At 55.1% G+C, this 19485-nt stretch carries 18 protein-coding genes, 1 tRNA gene and 1 pseudogene; 7 read left to right on the forward strand and 13 right to left on the reverse strand.

Going from position 1 to position 19485, the window contains the following annotated elements; all coding sequences use genetic code 11:
- Window positions 1-126 precede the first annotated feature (126 nt).
- Window positions 127-699 (forward strand): RNA polymerase sigma factor, encoded by a 573-nt coding sequence (locus tag AD662_RS00830; protein ID WP_053184928.1) that lies wholly within the window; start codon window positions 127-129, stop codon window positions 697-699.
- On the forward strand, window positions 696-1313 hold the full coding sequence (locus tag AD662_RS00835) for a hypothetical protein (protein WP_053184931.1): 618 nt from the start codon (window positions 696-698) through the stop codon (window positions 1311-1313). Before AD662_RS00830 ends, AD662_RS00835 begins: the two co-directional genes overlap by 4 nt.
- Window positions 1314-1420: 107 nt before the next feature.
- Here the strand turns inward: AD662_RS00835 and AD662_RS00840 are convergent, their stop codons facing one another.
- Together AD662_RS00840 and AD662_RS00845 are read right to left on the reverse strand one after the other, a co-directional pair.
- On the reverse strand, window positions 1421-1945 hold the full coding sequence (locus tag AD662_RS00840) for an AidA/PixA family protein (RefSeq protein ID WP_018606621.1): 525 nt from the start codon (window positions 1943-1945) through the stop codon (window positions 1421-1423).
- Window positions 1946-2065: 120 nt separating this feature from the next.
- Complete coding sequence (locus AD662_RS00845; protein ID WP_018606623.1) at window positions 2066-2569, reverse strand: inclusion body family protein; 504 nt, start codon at window positions 2567-2569, stop codon at window positions 2066-2068.
- A 244-nt stretch (window positions 2570-2813) separates the two neighbouring features.
- Between AD662_RS00845 and AD662_RS00850 the strand changes: the two are divergent.
- Window positions 2814-3068, forward strand: a pseudogene (locus AD662_RS00850) (transposase); the annotation flags it as partial.
- Between the two features lie 151 nt (window positions 3069-3219).
- Here AD662_RS00850 and AD662_RS00855 read toward each other — a convergent pair.
- The 7 genes from AD662_RS00855 to AD662_RS00880 form a co-directional block, all read right to left on the reverse strand.
- Window positions 3220-4452 carry a multidrug effflux MFS transporter gene (locus AD662_RS00855; RefSeq protein ID WP_053184934.1) on the reverse strand — a complete coding sequence of 411 codons (1233 nt, stop codon included), beginning with the start codon at window positions 4450-4452 and terminating at the stop codon, window positions 3220-3222.
- Window positions 4453-4587: 135 nt separating this feature from the next.
- Window positions 4588-5460, reverse strand: a complete 873-nt coding sequence (locus AD662_RS00860) for a DUF6282 family protein (RefSeq protein WP_074849402.1) — start codon at window positions 5458-5460, stop codon at window positions 4588-4590.
- Window positions 5457-6161 carry an RraA family protein gene (locus tag AD662_RS00865; protein WP_053184973.1) on the reverse strand — a complete coding sequence of 235 codons (705 nt, stop codon included), beginning with the start codon at window positions 6159-6161 and terminating at the stop codon, window positions 5457-5459. Before AD662_RS00865 ends, AD662_RS00860 begins: the two co-directional genes overlap by 4 nt.
- A 13-nt stretch (window positions 6162-6174) precedes the next feature.
- Window positions 6175-8334 carry an isocitrate/isopropylmalate dehydrogenase family protein gene (locus AD662_RS00870; RefSeq protein WP_053184937.1) on the reverse strand — a complete coding sequence of 720 codons (2160 nt, stop codon included), beginning with the start codon at window positions 8332-8334 and terminating at the stop codon, window positions 6175-6177.
- Window positions 8335-8432: 98 nt separating this feature from the next.
- Window positions 8433-9197, reverse strand: a complete 765-nt coding sequence (locus AD662_RS29125) for a hypothetical protein (protein ID WP_139212974.1) — start codon at window positions 9195-9197, stop codon at window positions 8433-8435.
- Window positions 9184-10110, reverse strand: a complete 927-nt coding sequence (locus AD662_RS00875) for a beta/alpha barrel domain-containing protein (RefSeq protein ID WP_053184940.1) — start codon at window positions 10108-10110, stop codon at window positions 9184-9186. Before AD662_RS00875 ends, AD662_RS29125 begins: the two co-directional genes overlap by 14 nt.
- A gap of 324 nt (window positions 10111-10434) precedes the next feature.
- A complete protein-coding gene (locus tag AD662_RS00880) occupies window positions 10435-10854 on the reverse strand; it encodes a DUF1330 domain-containing protein (protein WP_018606637.1) in 420 nt (139 codons plus the stop codon).
- Between the two features lie 106 nt (window positions 10855-10960).
- On the opposite strand from AD662_RS00880, the gene AD662_RS27960 reads away from it, so the two are divergent.
- Window positions 10961-11836, forward strand: a complete 876-nt coding sequence (locus AD662_RS27960; protein ID WP_018606639.1) for a LysR family transcriptional regulator — start codon at window positions 10961-10963, stop codon at window positions 11834-11836.
- A 114-nt stretch (window positions 11837-11950) separates the two neighbouring features.
- Here the strand turns inward: AD662_RS27960 and AD662_RS29130 are convergent, their stop codons facing one another.
- Both AD662_RS29130 and AD662_RS00885 read right to left on the reverse strand, forming a co-directional pair.
- Entirely contained in the window at window positions 11951-12115 is a 165-nt protein-coding gene (locus tag AD662_RS29130; RefSeq protein WP_156334879.1) for a hypothetical protein, read from the reverse strand.
- 114 nt (window positions 12116-12229) lie between these two features.
- A tRNA-Arg gene (locus AD662_RS00885) sits at window positions 12230-12306 on the reverse strand.
- 349 nt (window positions 12307-12655) lie between these two features.
- Here AD662_RS00885 and gabD point away from each other — a divergent pair.
- The 3 genes from gabD to AD662_RS00900 all read left to right on the forward strand — a co-directional run bounded on the left by gabD (window position 12656) and on the right by AD662_RS00900 (window position 16905).
- The gene (gene gabD, locus AD662_RS00890) at window positions 12656-14098 is read left to right on the forward strand and encodes an NADP-dependent succinate-semialdehyde dehydrogenase (RefSeq protein WP_018606643.1); all 1443 of its coding nucleotides are present in this window, start codon (window positions 12656-12658) and stop codon (window positions 14096-14098) included.
- 173 nt (window positions 14099-14271) lie between these two features.
- On the forward strand, window positions 14272-15549 hold the full coding sequence (gene gabT, locus AD662_RS00895; RefSeq protein ID WP_018606645.1) for a 4-aminobutyrate--2-oxoglutarate transaminase: 1278 nt from the start codon (window positions 14272-14274) through the stop codon (window positions 15547-15549).
- A 138-nt stretch (window positions 15550-15687) separates the two neighbouring features.
- A complete protein-coding gene (locus AD662_RS00900; protein WP_053184943.1) occupies window positions 15688-16905 on the forward strand; it encodes an HDOD domain-containing protein in 1218 nt (405 codons plus the stop codon).
- A 146-nt stretch (window positions 16906-17051) separates the two neighbouring features.
- Here AD662_RS00900 and AD662_RS00905 read toward each other — a convergent pair whose 3' ends face one another.
- Both AD662_RS00905 and desA read right to left on the reverse strand, forming a co-directional pair.
- Window positions 17052-18041 carry a GGDEF domain-containing protein gene (locus tag AD662_RS00905; RefSeq protein ID WP_018606648.1) on the reverse strand — a complete coding sequence of 330 codons (990 nt, stop codon included), beginning with the start codon at window positions 18039-18041 and terminating at the stop codon, window positions 17052-17054.
- A 204-nt stretch (window positions 18042-18245) separates the two neighbouring features.
- The gene (gene desA, locus AD662_RS00910) at window positions 18246-19430 is read right to left on the reverse strand and encodes a delta-9 fatty acid desaturase DesA (RefSeq protein WP_024616539.1); all 1185 of its coding nucleotides are present in this window, start codon (window positions 19428-19430) and stop codon (window positions 18246-18248) included.
- Window positions 19431-19485: the final 55 nt, after the last annotated feature.

The raw sequence follows: 19485 nt of genomic DNA on the forward strand, positions 1-19485 counted from the left end.
CGAAGGCGGCGTGTCAGGCACAGCAGTTTCGCCTGACACGCCGCCTTCGCGGGCAAGCCCGGCTCCCACAGAGTCCTCTGCAATCTGCAAGACCGTGTTCTACATCGAAAGGAGTTCGTCACCCACATGCCCGCTGCGCTTGATTCTCCCAGCGACGAATCGCTGCTGGCCCGCTACCGCAACGGCGATGGGGCTTCTTTCGAAGTCCTGTACGCCCGCCATCGGCAAGGGCTTTACCGTTTCCTCGTGTCCTTGAGCAACAAGGCCGAACTGGCCGAGGAAGTGTTCCAGGACACCTGGCTCAGCCTGATTCGCAGCACCACCCAGCCACAAGGCCGGGCGAGTTTTCGTACCTGGCTGTTCCAGATTGCCCGCAACCGCTTGATCGATCACTGGCGCAAGCAGGGTGTCCACAACCCGTTGCACGACAGCTACGACGAGCAGCTTCACGTCCAGCCCGACGACACCAGCAGCCCTGAACGACAGCTGAGCCTGAGCCGCGACCAGGCGCGTCTCGATGCTGCGTTGCAGGCCTTGCCCGAAGATCAGCGGGAAGTCTTCCTGCTGCGCCTGCACGGCGACCTGGAGCTGCCACAGATTGCCGCCTTGACCGGCGCCCCACTGGAAACGGTCAAGAGCCGCTTGCGTTACGCCCAGCAGAAATTGCATCGACTGCTGGCCGAGGAGGTACCCGCATGATCGACCCCAAACACACCCCGGATCCCGACGACGAAATGCTGATCGAGCATTTCCGCCAACACGCCAACGCCGAGCCGCCGGCCTCCCTGGACGCCTTCATTCTGGCTGCCGCCCGCCGTGAAGCCCCGACGCCCGCGCCAAGCCTGTGGCAACGCTGGCTACAGGCCTGCCAACGGCCGCGCTGGCAAATGGCATTCGCCACGGTCGCCGGCGTGGCGCTGATGATCGGCCTGGTGCTGCGTTCGCCCGTGCCCCACGACGAACTGTCCTCTCCCGCCTCGATGGAGTTTTCCGCCGATCGGCAGGAGCCCGCCGTTGCCGCCGCACCACCGCCGGCCATGCCCGCCCCTGCACCGATCACCCGCATGGCGCCCCAGGGCGAACTGTCCCGAGCCCCGGCAAGCCCGATGCAATCGTTGGCGGAAAAGCCTGCGGCGAAGATGAGCAAATCGGCGCCGGCTGCACCGCCATCGCTGGAGCAGGGCCTGATGGAAATCCTGCGTTTGCGCGAGGCGGGTGAGAGCAAGGCTGCTGATGAAAAGCTGCTGGCGTTGCATAAGCGCTTTCCCGAGGAGGACTTGCCGGCGCGGTTGGAGGTGTTGCGAAAGCGCTAAGTAAACCCGCGTCGCAAAAGCCCCCAGGTCCTGGCGAACTGGGGGCTTTTCATTTGCATCGGGGGTATAGCAGACAACTTGATTTAGCGAGGGGGTCAGGCGTCCACTCACTCGACAATGACGTCAACTGCCCAACTGAAATAGCCCACCGCATCACACTGGCTGTTCACCAACATAAACCTCAACTCACCGCGCTCCTTGCCTTGCCTCAGCGGCTGGCAGCGCCAGAAGTGATCATCAGCTTGTTGGGGAATGGGTTGGGTGAGGTTTTCGATGTCGATGGCGGGTATGGTCTGGCCGGCATTAACCACCAGCTCCGGCGCTGGTAGCACTTCTCCCTTTTCGACCGCGAATCCATAGACCACCACGCTGTGCTCAGCTCGAAGGGCGATGGTGCGACTGCGTAGATGGGTGGTCCGACCGAGGCTTATGGGCAGCACCCTGCTGTCAGTTGTTGTACTGGACAGAAGGGCGCTTCCAAGGAAAAAAAAGAACTGTTCATCAATGGGTGTTGGTGTATCCGGGTCCTGGCTGGCTTGTGGATAACGCGAGAGCAGTGTCTCGCCGTCGACAATAAGGGAAACATGCGCAGTGGCTGTTTCGCTGGAAATAGCGTTGGGTTCGGTAGACATCACGGCTTCCTTTCATGATGTTGGCGAGAGTCGCGGTCGCTGTTGATAGAGCGAAACATCCTGTCCGGTCGCAGCGGCCGCGAGGTCGGTTGGCCCCCTGGCGCCAAGGGGCCGGCTGCATCAGTTATGGATGGAAATGAACGGGTCCCACGAGCAGCAGGCGACGATGCTGCAATTGCGGTCGACGATCAGGAAGTTGAAGTGATAGGTCACACGGCCACAAGCCAGGGTTTCCGAAGACCAATAGTGGTTATCGACCTTTTGGCAGCTGGGTACGGATGGGTTACTGGTGTTGGGTACGGCGACGCAAGCGGTAGCCTTGCGCGGCGAGGGTGGGGAGATCAATTCGTTGCCCGCGTTGCCGATGAACTTGTAGAAGATCACCGCCGTTTCGAAGCTCTGTGACAGGCTGGTTTCACGCCAGCGGATCAGATCGCCGACTTGGGCCTTCAAGTCGAGTTCACCACCGGCCTGGCCGCTCACCACGTTGTCCTGGTTCGTCACCATGTAGACATGCTTGAAGTCGATCAGCGTTGGCGAGTTGGGGTTTTTGCTAATGTTCGGGTAGTTTTTCAGGATGGTTTCAGTATCGATTGAAACCAGCACATCCGTGACTCGAGACATTATGAAGCTCCTTGATAGTGGGCCTTTCGGCTCGTGCCAAAAGACAATTACGTTTCACCGCGTCACGGCCTGCGTGTGCACTATTGGAAGGAATTTTTTTGTCACGGATACGAGCTGGCCTGGCTCCATGCCGACTGGCTGACGATTCAGGTTCCTTCCTGCAGGTCGCGATTCTGACTATAGGTCGGATCAGAAAGCTGTCAAAAAACAAAATCACATTAACGAAAGATGAGGTTGGCGTCCGCAGATCCGCGCGCCAGAGGCGCGGAACGAGAAAACCCAGAAACAACAAAGCCCGCACGGAGCCGAATACGCGAAAGCACAGGTGCGGGCCAAGGTTGAGCATCCGTTTCGCGTGATCAAGCGTCAGTTCGGCTATACGAAAGTGCGCTTTCGTGGCTTGTCGAAAAACATCGCTCAGCAGACGACGTTGTTCGCGTTGTCGAACCTGTGGACGGTGCGAAACCGGTTGATGGGTATGAGCGAGGTGCACCTGTAATGCGGACTAATCACCCCTGGAACAGCACCATTAGAGGAAAGATCCATGAGTTAAGGGCATGAAAGGTCTGTTTTTCGACCGACTCACGATTTTTTGAACCTCAAGTAGCGAAAACATGAAAAATCGGTGGATACTTCAGACATTCCTTAGGTCAATTTGCTTTTGGGAGAAACGCCTTCCGTACAGTTCGCGTTTTAACATGGTGAAAATACAATAAGCATGGAAAAAAGGTACATCCGATCAAAGCAGTGGCTATCATGAACAGACCAAGATGATGCAGATCACTACCAACCAAAGTTACTACGTAAATAGCCAGTGACCCGCAGGCTAATTGCAGTGCTCCCATCAGACCGGATGCTGCTCCAGCGCTTTTCGGAAAGTTTGTAATGCCGCCAGCATAGGATAAAGGCAACAAAAAACCATTACCTAATGTCATAATCGCCATATTGACTAAGACAGGTACCGGTGAGGTCATGTTATACAAACCACACAGAAATAAACTGCTAGCGCCAATGGTGAATAGAACATAGCCAACTGCTATTAAATGATTGATGGAGTATTTTTGGATTAGATTGCGCGAGATAAGGTTCCCGACAATATAAGCAACTGCAACGCTGATGTAACAGTAACTGATTACGGCCGGCGTCATCCCCATCGCGCTAAAAATAACTGGCGATGCGGCCAAGTAGCCAAAGTAAGCGGCATAGGCAACACCTAAATTTACCGTGTAGGCTAAAAATAAAGTATTGATCAGCAACCCCGGATAATTTTTTATGGTTGCCAACAGCGCATGGTGCCGCTGGTCTTTAGGGAAAGTTTCAGGGATTTTCGTAGCGACTAAAATCAGCGTGGCAATCCCGAGCGCAGCAGTAAATAGAAATGGCGCCCGCCAGGAAAAATGCAGAGTCAAATAACCACCAATAATTGGTGACAGCGCTGGCGAGGCGCCAACGATGGGCATAATCGTAGCAAAGACACGGCCAGCGGTTTTCTTGTCAAAGATGTCGGCGACAATCGCGCGGCCAATCACCACACCAGCACCAGCACCTAGAGCTTGCAACAGGCGGCCGATCGCGAATACCGTAACATTCTGCGCAGTCGCACAGGTAATTGACGCCGCCGTAAATAAAAACAGGCCACCAAGTACCAACGAACGACGACCATAAGTATCAGACAACGGGCCATAAATAACCTGCGCCACAGCTAAGCCGATCAAATAAACTCCAAAAGTTCGCTGTATCGCAGAAATGGGTGAGTCTAATGCAATCGCAGCAACTCCCATACCAGGTAGATTGATATCGGATGCAATCAAGCCGCTAGCACTAAGTAATACTAGCGCTGTGAGTAAAATGCCATAAGGGATCTGAGTAGTGTGTTGACTCATCGCATTACCTCCGCATTAAGTAAAAAGGAGTAATCAGTATTGTGGCTAGTAGCAGAAAGTTAGTTTTTTTCAAAGATGCCTCGCTACAGCGACACGATGTGTCACGCAACTAGTGCACACGCGTGTCGCTTAGACCTAATTCAACATAGTAATTGGATTGGTCCGCGTTATCTCGATAAACCGCTCTGTCGTTAAGCCAAATTCGGTAAACCATTGTTGGCTTTGAAGTAACCAATCTGCAATATCAGGCTGGCTGGTTTGCCCCAAATCAGAACTATATACAACGCGCGGCACACGAGTCGCTACTTGTTGAAAATCTTCTTTGCTCTGATAGCCGAGTAGATAAGTAAGAGCTGTCTGCTCTACGTACACCATACTTGACTGGGCCAGATCAAACAGCTCGCTGGCACTTAGCCCGGTTAACGGGTTGGCCGGCTGGTTTAACATCAAACGCGGGACCTGAAACTTCTCCGCCGCATCAATCAACAACAATACCTCTTCACGATTGGCATGGCCGGTAGAGACGACGATGGGATAATCGCGCGCCATACGCAATATATCGCATGTTTGCGACGTCAAATGCCCGTTCCCATCCGATACCTGCAGCGGCTTAATAGGACGATTCTGTAAAATCGGATGACTCAAATTTCGCGTCAGACGACTTTGATGGAAACGACCAGTAACGGTCGGCAAATGCACAATCAAACGTCCTGCTCCCTCCCCATGCTGACAGAGTCCCCGCTCGACGTTGCGCCAATCGATGCCGCCCGCTATTTCATTAAGCACGATGGAGCCAGACACTGGCAAACCGGCACAACGTGCCTCCCACGCTTGTGCGGCACTACAACCCAAATGGTTTTTTAATACCACCCACCCATTTTCGGCTTGATAACGTCGGCCAGCCTCTAATACCGAATGGCGCCGCACATATGAATCTGGTCCCGCATGATAGTGCACATCGATAAACGATACTTGTCGCATATCAAGCGCCGGAATCGGCGCACTCATGCTTTAACCTTTTCGTAGGAGTGACTAGCAACCGAAGAATTTTCTGCGATCCACGGCTGATCGTAGCGAAAGCGCTTGCGCGCTTCGACTAAAGGCATGCCGCCACGAATCGCTTCACGAATCTGTTTCTCAGTGCGCTCCACATTTTCCGCACGTGTCAGTACATCCAATAATCGATCTGCTGGAATAACCAGAACCCCATTGTCATCCCCTATTAACCAATCACCATTTCTCACGGTGACGTCACCCACTTTAACGTCTTGCTTTAATGCTGTGACATGCACTCGGTTTTTACCTGAAACCATATTCACGGCAGTGCTAAAAAGAGGATAAGACATCAGACCGATTTCGCTTATATCACGTGCCGCGCCGTACACGACGCTGCCTGCAATGCCCTTGAGTTGAGCCATTTCCGTCAGAATGCCGCCCCAGTTCGTACAATCGCTACGTCCTTGGTTATCCACTAAAATCACATGCTCAGCAGGGACCTCATCAATATAGTTCCCAGCATTGTGAAAGGTGCTTCCATCATGGTCTAGGTTCTGGTATTGAACCGTAAAAACAGGACCCGCTAATATTACACCCGGCACACGGGTCGTTATTCCACCTAGTGCACCATATAAGCCAAAGCTATCCATCGCATCACTAACTGCCGGAGTGTCGAGCTTCAAAAAACGCAGTCTTAATTCGTTGATGTTCATATTAGTCATGATCTCATTTATGAGTGATTAAATTGGCGCGCAACATAGCCCACGCAATAAATTCGCAAAAATAATTAATGATTTCTGGACCGCGCTTGGGAATAGTTAGTGAAAACTCCCGCTCTTCCCCCAAATAGTGAACGTGGCAGCGCAACTCCAGTGTGCCTTTGTAAGGTGGGTGCGTATCGCCCACCAACCAAGCATGCATAGTGGCCGATTTAGTATCACTTAATTGAAGGTGTGGTAACGATTTGGCAAAGGCTCCTTGCGTCATTTCGTCACGCAAATTCAATACTGGAGTAATATTTTCCCGGACAATCTCCAGCGCGGTACGCCCATCAGTACTGATGACATGTGGCGCAAGCAATATCTCTATCTTTTCTACTAATACAGCTTCTTGCTGACAGTCGCGATCAAGAGCGAGTCGCACATCAACATACGGATAACGCCAAAGATAGCTTGCATTAGCCTCTGGAGTCTGCGCGATGAGCTGATCAACTGCATCGGCGATATCCGACTCAATTACACCCAACAACCGCCATTGGTAGACTTTCTGGTGCTGGATATGGGGCTGTTGCGCCAGAAGTGCGTCGAGCATAGGCAGGCACTCATTTGGAGGGCCGGGTAATACATGAATTATTTTCCCTTGCCACTGCAAGCTAAAACCGCTCGCAGTGCCATGCTCATTAGGCAGTATCACTGCATCTCGCGGAAATAAAGCTTGTTTTCGATTACTTGGATGTACCTTCAATCCAAAATTCTGCAAGCGGTTTTGTATTGCCTGCCAGCTGGCACTATCGAATTCCAGCGGACGCTCGGTGGCGATGGCAATCGCCTCACGTGTTAAATCATCGGACGTCGGCCCCAGCCCCCCACTGATGATCAACGTATCCGACTGGCCAAAGCAGATCCCTAAAGCATTGTTGATTGCTGCTAACTGATCACCACATGCTATTTGTAAGCCCACTTGATAACCATGGAAATGCAGCTTTTTTGAAAATTCCGCCATATTGCTATTAATAAACTCGCCGCGTAATAGCTCATCGCCGATACAAAGAATACTTGCACGATGAATAGCGAGGGGCCGGGCAATCTCGGCTAAAATTGCTTGAGCCATTTCTTGAGTACCCGCATTGCCGCCCAGATCGTATGTGACTGTCTTGCCGCGCTGGATGGTATTCTTTACTGCCTCTTCAATTCTGGCCGCCGGCTCATGAAAGCCAAGGTGGCGCAAGGTTAATCCTATTGTCATAAACATCGCAGCCGGGTTGGCGCGGCCTTTGCCCGCCATTTTGGGTGCGCTGCCATGTACGGGTTCAAAATAGCAGATTTGGTTTCCGATATTGGCGCTTGGGGCAAGGCCCAATCCTCCCATTACGCCTCCCGCCAAATCAGACAAAATGTCACCGAACATATTTTCGGCAACGATCACGCCAAATGCTTGCGGACGACGTTCCAGCCACAAAGCGACTGCATCTACATTATGAATATCGGCTTCGATTTCGGGATAGTCGGCAGCAATAGCATAAAAGATATCTGCTATAAATTGCCCACTTTCGCGCAATACATTAGGTTTGTCTGCTAACGTTACTCGAGCATGCTTGTGCTCAACAGCATAAGAAAAAGCGTAACGAAATAATCTTTCCATACCAAACTTGGTTTGCAGGCGCACACTAAATGCCGCATTCTCCGGTCCACTTTTTTCCAAGTTGGGATGTTTCAGCATTTCTTCCAGTATTATGGGCACGCCGTGTTTATCGAGGCCTGAATACATGCCTTCGGTATTCTCACGGATCACACAACAACGAAACGGCTTCCGATTGCCTAGCATATGTTGTACCGGTCGCACATTTGCGAACAGGTCCAGGCGTTGACGCATTTGAATTACAGGAGAAACATATTTTTGATTTTTGCCCTGCAGTGCGGGTGCAAGTTCGGCTTCGGCTTCTTTTTTTCCTTTGCTCGTGATGGCGCCTAATAAAACCGCGTCACTTTCGGCGATTTGTTTCCACGTTGTTTCGGGTACCGGGTCCCCGTCACGCTTCCAGCACTCCCAGCCAATTTCGCCAAACTGAAGTTCAATTGGCAGATTAAGGAGCTTTAATACCGGTAATGCGGCATCGCATACTTCGCGGCCGATACCATCCCCTGGCAACACAAGTAATTTTTTCATTTGATTGTTTTTAATATCCTGACAGGCTGCCCGCTTGATAAATCAAGCCGGCAACTAAAATGCATACTTATTCAGAAGGCGACCGGCCGTTACTTTTCTTAATCAAGAAAATCTGAAATCAATCTAAGTGCTATCTCCGGAGCTTCAATTACCGGCCGCATGCCGCAACCAGAAATTCCACTGCTGATTTGTCGTCGGTTATCACTACTCACTACAATACTATCAGTATTGACAAGGCGTGATGCCGCACCATAAATCTGTAGCATATGACCAGCATAATTATTAACGTGGCTTCGTGCGTCGGCCTTCATTAATTGCGAAAAACCTATTCGCAAACGTTGACCAATACCGCTTTCTTCCACCTTGGTGGGCGGTAACGGCTGATACTTATCATTACGTTCCGGTTTGACGTAATATTCTAGCAAGTCCAACGCTGCCGTCTCACCTTGCATATCCAAACATGTCAGAATGCTTGCTAAATTGCTTTGTAATTCAGCGCTGCATCGTGTCGGTGCTGATAAGCCCAGAACACGTGGACAAGTTTTCAAAAAACCCGACAACAAAGAATTTACCAACGCTCCGCCATAAGCCTGACCAACAGCCAGATCAATCTGCGGATAATTGGCACGCAGATACGCATCCCAATTTTCGGAGGTCGCATGCAATGTACTGCTTTCCTGCGCAAGGGATAAGCTGTCATAGACGTGCACCTGATAACCGCGCGCAACCAAAAGATCCAATAAAGGCATACAGAACGCGCCTTCATCCCACTCGGCCAAAACGGGTGAAAACACAACAGCGATGAAATCTGATTGGGGGCCAAAGACGGATTTTGTTAAGTCGGGACGACTAGGCAAGTGCATTTGCAAAAACCTCACCAATATTGTTAGCGCTGGCGGTAATGCGCGCTTTATCGTCAATAGATAAATCAAACATGCCAAGTATGAGGTCATCCAGGGGTTGAACCGGACGCGCGCGAGCTTCGATGCCCTCCAAGATTTCGACCTGTTCCAACAGCGATCTACAATTATATTTATCTGCCTGATATGCCAAGCGAAGATAAATAAGCCACGATTCCAATTTCAGATTTCCGGCGCCCTTACCCATGCCACGTAATGAAGCATCGATGAAGGTCGCACCGGCATCAATCGCCGCAATGCTGTTAGCTGTGGCAAGACCAAGATTGTCATGCGCATGAAATCCTAATTCTAAACCGCTGGTTTCGCGGATTAGGCGTACCAGATTCCCCACCCTGGATGGAGTCAGGCTGCCGTTAGAATCAGCCAAATACAGTACATCCGCACCTGCCTCACGAGCTAACGAGGCATGAGCCACTAATTGTTGAAGAGGCTGTTGGCTGAGACGAGTCAAATTTAAGCAGACCGTCATTCCTTGTGCTTTTGCTTCCTTGATATAATCACTTGTTAATTCAGCTCGCTGAATATCCATGCAAAAGCGGAGCATATTGACACCCAGATGACGTAGATGACCAATATCATTTCTTTCTATATTTTTAGGATGTGCCATTACACATAGGCAAGGCTCCGACACGCTGTCGCGCAAAGCGCTGATATAAGAGTTCTCTGAAAGCCCAGTAATACCGATATCGGCTATGGCTTTAAAAGCTCCGTTCCTATATCCAATCTCAACCCAATCGACTCCACTTTTAACCATTTGTTGAATGTGTTGCTGCGCATATTCAAGCGTGAAGTTGAAGTCATTCCGATAGCCGCCATCGCGCAACGTAACATCCAGGTTTTGTATTTCAGATTTCATATATATCCATATATACTTTCAAGACTCATGCAGCGCTAAGAGTTGGAAATAACTATGCCATTAGTGGAAAATAAAATTTCAAGCGCAGCATCGCTCGCTTGAAATTAAGATTTATTTCAAGGTTGTATAAGTGTTCTATTGTCGCGAGTGTGCAGTCATAAGCTATGACTTATTCATTTCGCATCCGGCAACTTTAAATTAGCTTAAATCTTGGTTGTGTTTTCACACACAATCTGCCGATCCGTCGAACCCGTTGAGTTCCCACTACAGGTATATCGCTTCGACCTACCCCTCAAATCGAGGGGTGATCGAGTTGCACATACTTTAACGCCCACGCATCAGGACAACTGTGCTTACTCCAGCCTTGTTGCGAATAGCCGTCGCGCGCGTATAAGGGGAGGACTTGTACCATTCCTCCGCAATGTCCAAGGACGGAAACTCAATAATCGCAGCTCTATCCGAGGACGGAGCGCCCTCAATTTGGCGCATATCATTTCGACTAACCGCAGATATCACGCGGCCTTGATATGGTTTTAGAGATGGAACGACTAAGGATGCGTACTCCGCATACGCATCTGGATTGCTGACCTGAATAAAGAACACCGCATATCCAGGCTTGTTGGGGCTGGCCATTTCGGGTTGTGTCTGTCCCGACGCAATGCTAGCTGCGAGAGATGTCAAAGTGACAAACGCTAGAATTCCGCTGGCGATCAGACGACGGGGACTCGACTTAGTCATTTTCATACTGACGTTCCTTTTCTGCTCAGTTGCAATCAACAATCAGCATTGCAGAAAACGGTGATACAATCTAAGACTGATATGGACACATTTAAGACCATACGAGCATCACATGGATTTTAAGTTACTTCGCGCCTTTGTCGTTGTTGCTGAGACCGAAAATATCGGTCAGGCGGCTGAACGATTGCACATCTCACAGTCACCGCTTAGTCGTCAGATTATGCAACTTGAAGCGCAACTTGGCCTCACCCTATTCGAACGATCACGCCAACGGGTCAGGCTGACGGGCGAAGGTCGATTATTTCTTCTTGATGCACAAAATCTGTTGTCGCAAGCAGAGCGCGTCAAAGCTCACGCCCGTCGTCTCGCTCAGGGAGAGTCCGGTACTCTTGCAGTTGGCTACGTCGAGGCCATCATGCACGCTGAAGTTTTGCCTCAAGCCCTCCGGCACCTAAGGGCGCAACGACCAACGTCTAACGTCACGCTTCATGCACTATCTTCCGCCGCACAGGTCGAGGCCTTATACCGCCGTGCGATTGATGTAGGAATGCTTTATTCGCCACCCCATGATCCGGATATTCAGGTAGTAGAAATCATGAGTGAGCCCGTGGTCCTTGCATTGGCGTTGGATCATCCATTGGCAGGTCAGCCCGATATTCGAGCTGATGATCTCGACAGTCTGCACTGGATCGCTCTAGCAGAAGCTCGGAATCCCGATGCCCGACGGCGCTTTATTGAAAACTGCCGATCATCCGGCTTTGTACCGGACATCCAAATGGAGGCAGATGACCTACTAACCGCGCTCCGTCTTGTTGGCGCAGGGCTTGGAGTGACACTCGTTCAATCCAGCCTACGCGATGCGCTTCCAGGGCGACTTACTTTTCGTGATCTCCCTTGGTTCCCCTCGGCGGTCAAGGTATACGCAATGTGGCGTAAAGACGATCCGAGGCCACTCGTTGGAGCCTTCAAAAAGGCCCTTTCTCCATAGAGCCGGGGGCTTGGGTGCCGCCACCGAATTGACTCAGTTGCCGGGACGTCACTGACCCGGTCTGTTCCTCGCGAATCATTGCCTTTATTGGATTTGTGCATACTGGGAGTTGGGTCAGTCTTGCGTCAGCAGGTGGGTCAATTCGGCATCGGCGTCAACAATGCGTGCCCAGGCTTGAGCATCGGATTTGGTTTCGAACGTTTTGCGCTGGGCTGGATAGCCCTTGCGGCGGATTTGCGCTTCCCACTGATACTCGCCACGATTCCTGATTGTTGCCATTTCGACCATTCCCGCCACGTTCAAGTGTGGCAAATTTGTGGCAAAAACGACTTTCAGGACTAGGACAGGTTTCTGTCAGGAGCGCTATCCCCTTGTAATACAAGGGAAAGAAGATGGTGCACCAGGCGGGATTCGAACCCACGACCCCTGCCTTCGGAGGGCAGTACTCTATCCAGCTGAGCTACTGGTGCAGTGCGGGCGCCATGATACTCATATGCGTGGCAGGCGTCCATGCTACTGAATCGCCTGCGTTTTCAGGCGGCTCGACGGCTCTTGGCTACGCTGATCAGAAAAAGCGGGCAAATTCGGCTTTTTCGTTCTTTTTTTCGAACAGCCTATTGTCCTTCACCCCTATCGGCCCTAGGATTCGTTTGAGATTTCAAACGCTCTTGTCTGGGTGCTGAACCGCACGTCTGTGCTTTTGTGCGTTATTTCTGTGCTTCAGCCCGGTGAATGATTTCCCTGACGGCAGCCCCCGAGGCGCCTTTCTACAAATCTAATTCGCTCCGCGCGTGCGCGGTGCTGTTAAGGAAAGCCGACATGCAGCTTAAAGACACCCAGTTGTTCCGCCAGCAAGCCTTCATCGATGGCGCTTGGGTTGATGCGGACAATGGTCAGACAATCAAGGTCACCAACCCGGCGACGGGCGAAGTGCTGGGCACTGTGCCGAAGATGGGCGCCGCCGAAACCCGTCGTGCGATTGAAGCCGCCGACAAGGCGCTGCCGGCCTGGCGTGCGCTGACGGCCAAGGAGCGCGCCAACAAGCTGCGCCGCTGGTACGAATTGCTGATCGAGAACCAGGACGACCTCGGTCGCCTGATGACCCTGGAACAAGGCAAGCCGCTGGCCGAAGCCAAGGGCGAAATCGTCTACGCCGCCTCCTTCATTGAGTGGTTCGCCGAAGAAGCCAAGCGCATCTACGGTGACGTGATTCCCGGCCACCAGCCCGACAAGCGCCTGATCGTGATCAAGCAGCCGATCGGCGTGACCGCGGCCATTACCCCGTGGAATTTCCCGGCCGCGATGATCACCCGCAAGGCCGGCCCAGCGCTGGCAGCCGGTTGCACCATGGTCATCAAGCCAGCTTCGCAAACCCCGTTCTCGGCCCTGGCCCTGGTGGAACTGGCGCACCGTGCCGGCATTCCGCAAGGCGTGTTGAGCGTCGTTACCGGCAGCGCCGGCGACATCGGTGGCGAGCTGACCAGCAACCCGATTGTGCGTAAGCTGTCCTTCACCGGCTCGACCGAGATCGGTCGCCAGTTGATGGCCGAATGTGCCAAGGACATCAAGAAAGTCTCCTTGGAACTGGGCGGTAACGCGCCGTTCATCGTGTTCGACGACGCGGACCTGGATAAGGCCGTCGAAGGCGCGATCATTTCCAAATACCGCAACAACGGCCAGACCTGCGTCTGCGCCAACCGTCTGTACATCCAGGATTCGGTGTACGACGCGTTTGCCGAAAAACTGAAAGTGGCGGTCGCCAAGCTCAAGATCGGCAACGGTCTGGACGATGGCACCACCACCGGTCCGTTGATCGACGGCAAAGCGGTCGCCAAGGTGCAGGAACACATCGCTGATGCCGTCAGCAAAGGCGCGACCGTGCTGTCGGGCGGCAAGGCGATGGAAGGCAACTTCTTCGAGCCGACCATCCTGACCAACGTACCGAACAACGCCGCCGTGGCGAAAGAAGAAACCTTCGGCCCGCTGGCGCCGCTGTTCCGTTTCAAAGACGAAGCCGAAGTGATCGCGATGTCCAACGACACCGAGTTCGGCCTGGCCTCGTACTTCTATGCCCGCGACCTGGGCCGTGTGTTCCGTGTGGCCGAAGCCCTGGAATACGGCATGGTCGGCGTCAACACCGGGTTGATTTCCAACGAAGTCGCGCCATTCGGCGGCATCAAGGCCTCGGGCCTGGGCCGTGAAGGCTCCAAGTACGGCATCGAGGATTACCTGGAAATCAAATACCTCTGCCTGGGTATCTGATCTGCTGCAAGCGCAAAGGGCACGAGAGCGCTGTCCCTTTGCGCGTTTCACCCGTTCTGTTTCTTGTGGCCGGAACGCTGCGGCAGTCGATCATCGCATGCTGACGCAGTTGCCTCCCCGCCATGTATTCCTTGAGCCACGCCGACCGATGAGCGGCGAATGAGGACATTTTAATGAGCAAGACCAACGCAGACCTGATGGCCCGCCGTACCGCCGCTGTTCCACGCGGTGTTGGCCAGATTCACCCGATCTTTGCCGAATCGGCGAAGAACGCCACGGTAACCGACGTTGAAGGTCGTGAATTTATCGACTTCGCCGGCGGCATCGCCGTGCTGAACACCGGTCACGTGCACCCGAAAATCATCGCCGCCGTGACCGCACAGTTGAACAAGCTGACCCACACCTGCTTCCAGGTCCTGGCCTACGAGCCGTACGTGGAACTGTGCGAAAAAATCAACGCCAAGGTGCCGGGTGATTTCGCCAAGAAAACCCTGCTGGTGACCACCGGTTCGGAAGCGGTGGAAAACGCCGTGAAAATCGCCCGCGCCGCCACGGGCCGTGCCGGTGTGATCGCTTTCACCGGCGCCTACCACGGTCGTACCATGATGACCCTGGGCCTGACCGGTAAAGTCGTGCCGTACTCGGCCGGCATGGGCTTGATGCCCGGCGGCATCTTCCGCGCGCTGTACCCGAACGAACTGCACGGCGTGAGCATCGACGACTCCATCGCCAGCATCGAGCGCATCTTCAAGAACGACGCCGAGCCGCGTGACATCGCGGCAATTATCATCGAGCCGGTGCAGGGCGAGGGTGGTTTCTACGTAGCGCCCAAGGAATTCATGAAGCGCCTGCGCGCTTTGTGCGACCAGCACGGCATTCTGCTGATCGCTGACGAAGTGCAGACCGGTGCCGGCCGTACCGGCACTTTCTTCGCCATGGAGCAGATGGGCGTTGCCGCCGACCTGACCACCTTTGCCAAGTCCATCGCTGGCGGCTTCCCGTTGGCCGGTGTCTGCGGCAAGGCCGAATACATGGATGCCATCGCGCCGGGTGGCCTGGGCGGCACCTACGCCGGTAGCCCGATCGCCTGTGCGGCGGCGCTGGCGGTGATGGAAGTGTTCGAAGAAGAACACCTGCTGGACCGCTGCAAGGCTGTGGGCGAGCGTCTGGTGACCGGCCTCAAGGCGATCCAGAAGAAGTACCCGGTCATCGGTGAAGTGCGTGCCCTGGGCGCGATGATCGCCGTGGAGCTGTTCGAAAACGGCGACTCCCACAAGCCGAACGCCGCAGCGGTAGCCCAAGTCGTGGCCAAGGCGCGCGACAAGGGGCTGATCCTGCTGTCCTGCGGCACCTACGGCAACGTACTGCGGGTGCTGGTGCCGCTGACCGCGCCGGACGAGCAACTGGACAAAGGCCTGGCGATCATCGAAGAGTGCTTCTCCGAACTCTGAGTGACGGTTGTGCGCTGATCCACAAAAACCCGCCTTCTGGCGGGTTTTTTCTTATCCGCGAAGCTGCCTGGTGGATTTTGAGCTGTCTGGAACGACCACCAACGTCTAAGGTGCAAGTATGGCAAGGGAGCATGCTGCATGACTGCTGTGGATTTACCCGCTGTACCCCGTGTGTTGATCGCCGAGGCCGATCCGGCGTCTCGCGAGCTGCTTGAGCAGGTGTTGTCGGGTGTGCGCTGCGATGCTCGGGTGGACACTTGTGGCGACGGCAAAGAGGCTTTGGATTTGCTGGCGAAGCATCCCTACGACCTGGTGATCGCCGATTGGGAGCTGCCAGGGGTTGATGGCCTGGCGATTCTGCGTGGCCTTCGCCAGCAGCATCGCACGCCGCCGTTGCCGTTCATCCTGATGAGTCGGCGCAACGACAGTGCCAGCGTGCGCGAGGTCTTGCCGCTGGCGCCGACCGCGTATCTGACCAAGCCCTTGAACCGGGAAAGCCTGACCCAGCGTTTGCAGGGGTTGTTAGTGGGCGGCGGTGAAGAAACCTCCAACGATGCGCCGGTTCCGGGGCCGGCGTTGACCTTGCTCACCTTCCTGGAACGTCGCCGTGACCTGTCCGAGGGCGCGCCCTTGATGACCGATGTGCAAGTGGCGGTCAAGCGCAGCCTCAACCCCGGCGGCCTGGACCTGAAACTGCTCGAAGAAGAGATCCGTACCGACCCGCAGATCACCGCGGTGCTGATCGCGGCGGCCAACAGCGCTGCCCAGCATCAGGGCGGTAGCCCGGTGCAGACCGTGGCCCAGGCGCTGCACCAGCTTGGTTCCGGACCAAGCATGAACCTGATCCTCGCCCTGACCCTCAAACGCTGCGCCCGGCTCAGCGTTCCGTGCCTGGCGGATTATGCCGAACGTTACTGGGAACTGTCGCTGCACACCGCCGAATACGCCCGGACGATGGCGCGGTTGCTGGACTTGGAGCAGGAGCGTTGTTATTGCGCCGGGTTGTTGCATCGCCTGGGCGACCTGGCGTTGCTGCGCTGCCTGGAAGAGTGGAAACAGGCCGGTGGTGAGCTGGACGAACCGGAGGAAGTCGGCGACTCGCTGGACACGTTCGGCGCCAGTTTCGGCTCAGCGTTACGTGCCCGCTGGCGTCTGCCGTTGGAGCTGCGGGAGTTGATCGCGGCGGTCTATAGCTTGGGGGGCGGGGTGTATTCCCGTGAAGCCTTGGTGATGAACATGGCGGCGCAGATGGCGCACCTGCCCGCGCACGAGGGCCTCGAAGAACTGGCCCGTAGCCGTACGGCGCGGTTGCTGAAGATCGGCTTGCCGGAGTTGACGCGGTTGCGCCGTAAGTAGCACCAGCACCTAACCCCTGTGGGAGCGGGCTTTGTGGGAGCAAAGCTTGCTCGCGATGCAGGCAACTCGGGTTCAAGTGGACACCGAGGCGCTGCTATCGCGGGCAAGCCTTGCTCCCACAGTTGATCAGTGGCGGGACAACTCAATCAAGCCGCGATGATACGGTTCTTTCCCTTGCGCTTGGCTTCGTACATGGCTGCGTCGGCGCGGGCGAACAGGCTGTCGAGGGACTGGTCTTCGGGGGTAATGGTGGTCAGGCCCTGGCTCACGGTGATGCCGAAGTTCTGCTCGCCGCAGCGAAAATTCAAGCGCTGGATCTCCCGTTGCAACCGCTCGGCCACTTGCAGCGCCATGTCCGGGGGACAGCCGGGGAACACCGCAGCGAACTCTTCGCCGCCGATCCGCCCGAACAGGTCGCCGCGCCGGAGCACGGACCGCCCGCTTTCGGCGATTCTCTGCAACACGGTATCGCCTTCCTGATGGCCGTAGGTGTCGTTGATCACCTTGAAGTCATCGATGTCCAGCAACAGGAACGCCATGGGCGTCCCTTGCAGCCGTGCCTGCTCGAATTCACGGTGGGCGCATTCGAAAAAGTGCCGGCGATTGCTGCTCTGGGTCAGCACATCGGTGGTCGCCAATCGCTGCAGTTCACTTTCCAACAGCTTCTTTTCGGTGATGTCTTCGGCGATGCCAACCACGATCACCGGTTGCCCTGGCTCGGCCTGGCGGTTGATGAAGCATTTGTCGCTCAGCCAGCGGATCTGGCCGTTGCCGGCGATGATGCGGTATTCACGGTCTTCGACGGCGCCTTTGACCAAAACCTCGGCCAGGCTGCGCTCGGCGTACTCCAGGTCGTCGGGGTAGATTGCGTCGCGCCATTCGTTGAGGTCAGCCAGGACCAGGCCGGCGGGGCGGCCGAAGATCCGCTCGTAGGCGGGGCTGACATACAGCACCTGCCGGGTTTCCCAGTTGAACGCCCACAGCACGGCATTGACGCTGACCAGCAACGAGCTGAACAGTTGCTCACGTTCGCTCAGGCGCGCCACTTCACCCTGGGCATGCATCAGCGCCATGAGCGTCTGGGCTGCCTCGGGCCAATGAGGTAGGGAGTAATCCTGTAGGTTCTTGTCGACCATCGGCACAAATCTCAAAGAGCATGCACTGCTGTTGGTTCGCACGCGCTTTCTCCAAAACCCGCCTGGATGGCGAAGTGCTCTTTGAGATAGGGGATTTGGGACGAAGTTCCTTTTCAGGCGACGAAGGGCGGGGGATTTAGCCAGTTGAATTATGGGGGCTGGACCTGTGGCGAGGGAGCTTGCTCCCTCGCCACAGTGGTTTTGTCAGGCCGTGGCAGGCCGTAGCGAGTAGGTCTTGAGCTGGTCGGCAAACTCGCGCAGGGACTGGATGCCGCTGGCCTCGGCTTCGCTGACCCATTCCTTGATGGCGGCGAGCATGTCGTGGCCGTTGCTGCTGGTCTTGACCCAGATCTGCTGCAAGGCCAGGCGTTTCTCGTAGATCACCTTCAGCGCCTGGCTGTGTTCGAGCATGTTCTGGATGCGCACATGGTGACGGTCGTCCAGCAGGCTGGTTTCCCGCGACAGCAGGCGTTTGGCCCGGTGGAACTGGTGACGCACCGAGTGATCGACCTTTTCCAGTTCCTGCTTGACCAGTGGCGCGATGACCAGCCGGCGGTACTGCGCCATGATCTGGAAACGGTTGTTGAGGATCGCCATGGCCGTGTCCATGTCCAGGTGGCCCTTGCCTTCGACCCGGTGGGCGATCGGCGCAACCCGCTGGACCTTGGCCAGGCGCAGGAAACTGAACACCCGGATCCAGGCCCAGCCCAGGTCGAACTCCCATTTGCGTACCGACAGCTTGGCCGAGTTGGGGTAGGTGTGGTGATTGTTGTGCAGCTCTTCGCCGCCGATCAGGATGCCCCAGGGCACCAGGTTGGTCGCCGCGTCGCGGCATTCGAAGTTGCGGTAGCCCACGGCATGGCCCAGGCCATTGACCACGCCGGCGGCCCACACGGGAATCCACATCATCTGGATGGCCCAGATGGTGATGCCGATGGTGCCGAACAACAGCAGGTCGATGATGCCCATGATCGCCACACCCAGCAGCGGGAAGCGGCTGTAGAGGTTGCGCTCGATCCAGTCGTCGGGGCAGTTCTTGCCGTAGATGCGCAGGGTTTCCGGGTTTTCCGCCTCGGCACGATACAGCTCGGCGCCTTTGCGCAGCACGGTGGACAAGCCTTTTATGACCGGGCTGTGAGGGTCGTCCTCGGTTTCGCATTTGGCGTGGTGCTTGCGGTGGATGGCGGTCCACTCGCGGGTGTTCTGCGCCGTGGTCAGCCACAGCCAGAAACGGAAGAAATGCTTGAGACCGGCGTTGAGCTCCAGGGAGCGATGCGCCGAATAACGGTGCAGGTAGACCGTGACGCCAATGATCGTGACGTGGGTCATCAGCAGGGTGACTGCCACCAGTGACCAGGCCGACAAGCCAAGAAAACCTTCGTACCACATAGGCTGTAGGACCCTCGATAAAGATAAAAACCACCGTTGCATTATCACCAGCCCC

Source organism: Pseudomonas kilonensis, assembly GCF_001269885.1.
GTDB classification, from domain to species: domain Bacteria; phylum Pseudomonadota; class Gammaproteobacteria; order Pseudomonadales; family Pseudomonadaceae; genus Aquipseudomonas; species Aquipseudomonas kilonensis.

Coding starts and splice junctions, on each gene's coding strand:
- AD662_RS00845 (WP_018606623.1), bottom strand. CDS start 2,569: ATGTCTCGAGTCACGGATGTGCTGGTTTCAATCGATACTGAAACCATC.
- AD662_RS29130 (WP_156334879.1), bottom strand. CDS start 12,115: ATGGCAACAATCAGGAATCGTGGCGAGTATCAGTGGGAAGCGCAAATC.
- AD662_RS00900 (WP_053184943.1), top strand. CDS start 15,688: ATGACTGCTGTGGATTTACCCGCTGTACCCCGTGTGTTGATCGCCGAG.
- AD662_RS00905 (WP_018606648.1), bottom strand. CDS start 18,041: ATGGTCGACAAGAACCTACAGGATTACTCCCTACCTCATTGGCCCGAG.
- gabD (WP_018606643.1), top strand. CDS start 12,656: ATGCAGCTTAAAGACACCCAGTTGTTCCGCCAGCAAGCCTTCATCGAT.
- AD662_RS00870 (WP_053184937.1), bottom strand. CDS start 8,334: ATGAAAAAATTACTTGTGTTGCCAGGGGATGGTATCGGCCGCGAAGTA.
- AD662_RS27960 (WP_018606639.1), top strand. CDS start 10,961: ATGGATTTTAAGTTACTTCGCGCCTTTGTCGTTGTTGCTGAGACCGAA.
- AD662_RS00855 (WP_053184934.1), bottom strand. CDS start 4,452: ATGAGTCAACACACTACTCAGATCCCTTATGGCATTTTACTCACAGCG.
- AD662_RS00840 (WP_018606621.1), bottom strand. CDS start 1,945: ATGTCTACCGAACCCAACGCTATTTCCAGCGAAACAGCCACTGCGCAT.
- AD662_RS00865 (WP_053184973.1), bottom strand. CDS start 6,161: ATGAACATCAACGAATTAAGACTGCGTTTTTTGAAGCTCGACACTCCG.
- desA (WP_024616539.1), bottom strand. CDS start 19,430: ATGTGGTACGAAGGTTTTCTTGGCTTGTCGGCCTGGTCACTGGTGGCA.
- gabT (WP_018606645.1), top strand. CDS start 14,272: ATGAGCAAGACCAACGCAGACCTGATGGCCCGCCGTACCGCCGCTGTT.
- AD662_RS00860 (WP_074849402.1), bottom strand. CDS start 5,460: ATGAGTGCGCCGATTCCGGCGCTTGATATGCGACAAGTATCGTTTATC.
- AD662_RS00830 (WP_053184928.1), top strand. CDS start 127: ATGCCCGCTGCGCTTGATTCTCCCAGCGACGAATCGCTGCTGGCCCGC.
- AD662_RS00835 (WP_053184931.1), top strand. CDS start 696: ATGATCGACCCCAAACACACCCCGGATCCCGACGACGAAATGCTGATC.
- AD662_RS00875 (WP_053184940.1), bottom strand. CDS start 10,110: ATGAAATCTGAAATACAAAACCTGGATGTTACGTTGCGCGATGGCGGC.
- AD662_RS29125 (WP_139212974.1), bottom strand. CDS start 9,197: ATGCACTTGCCTAGTCGTCCCGACTTAACAAAATCCGTCTTTGGCCCC.
- AD662_RS00880 (WP_018606637.1), bottom strand. CDS start 10,854: ATGAAAATGACTAAGTCGAGTCCCCGTCGTCTGATCGCCAGCGGAATT.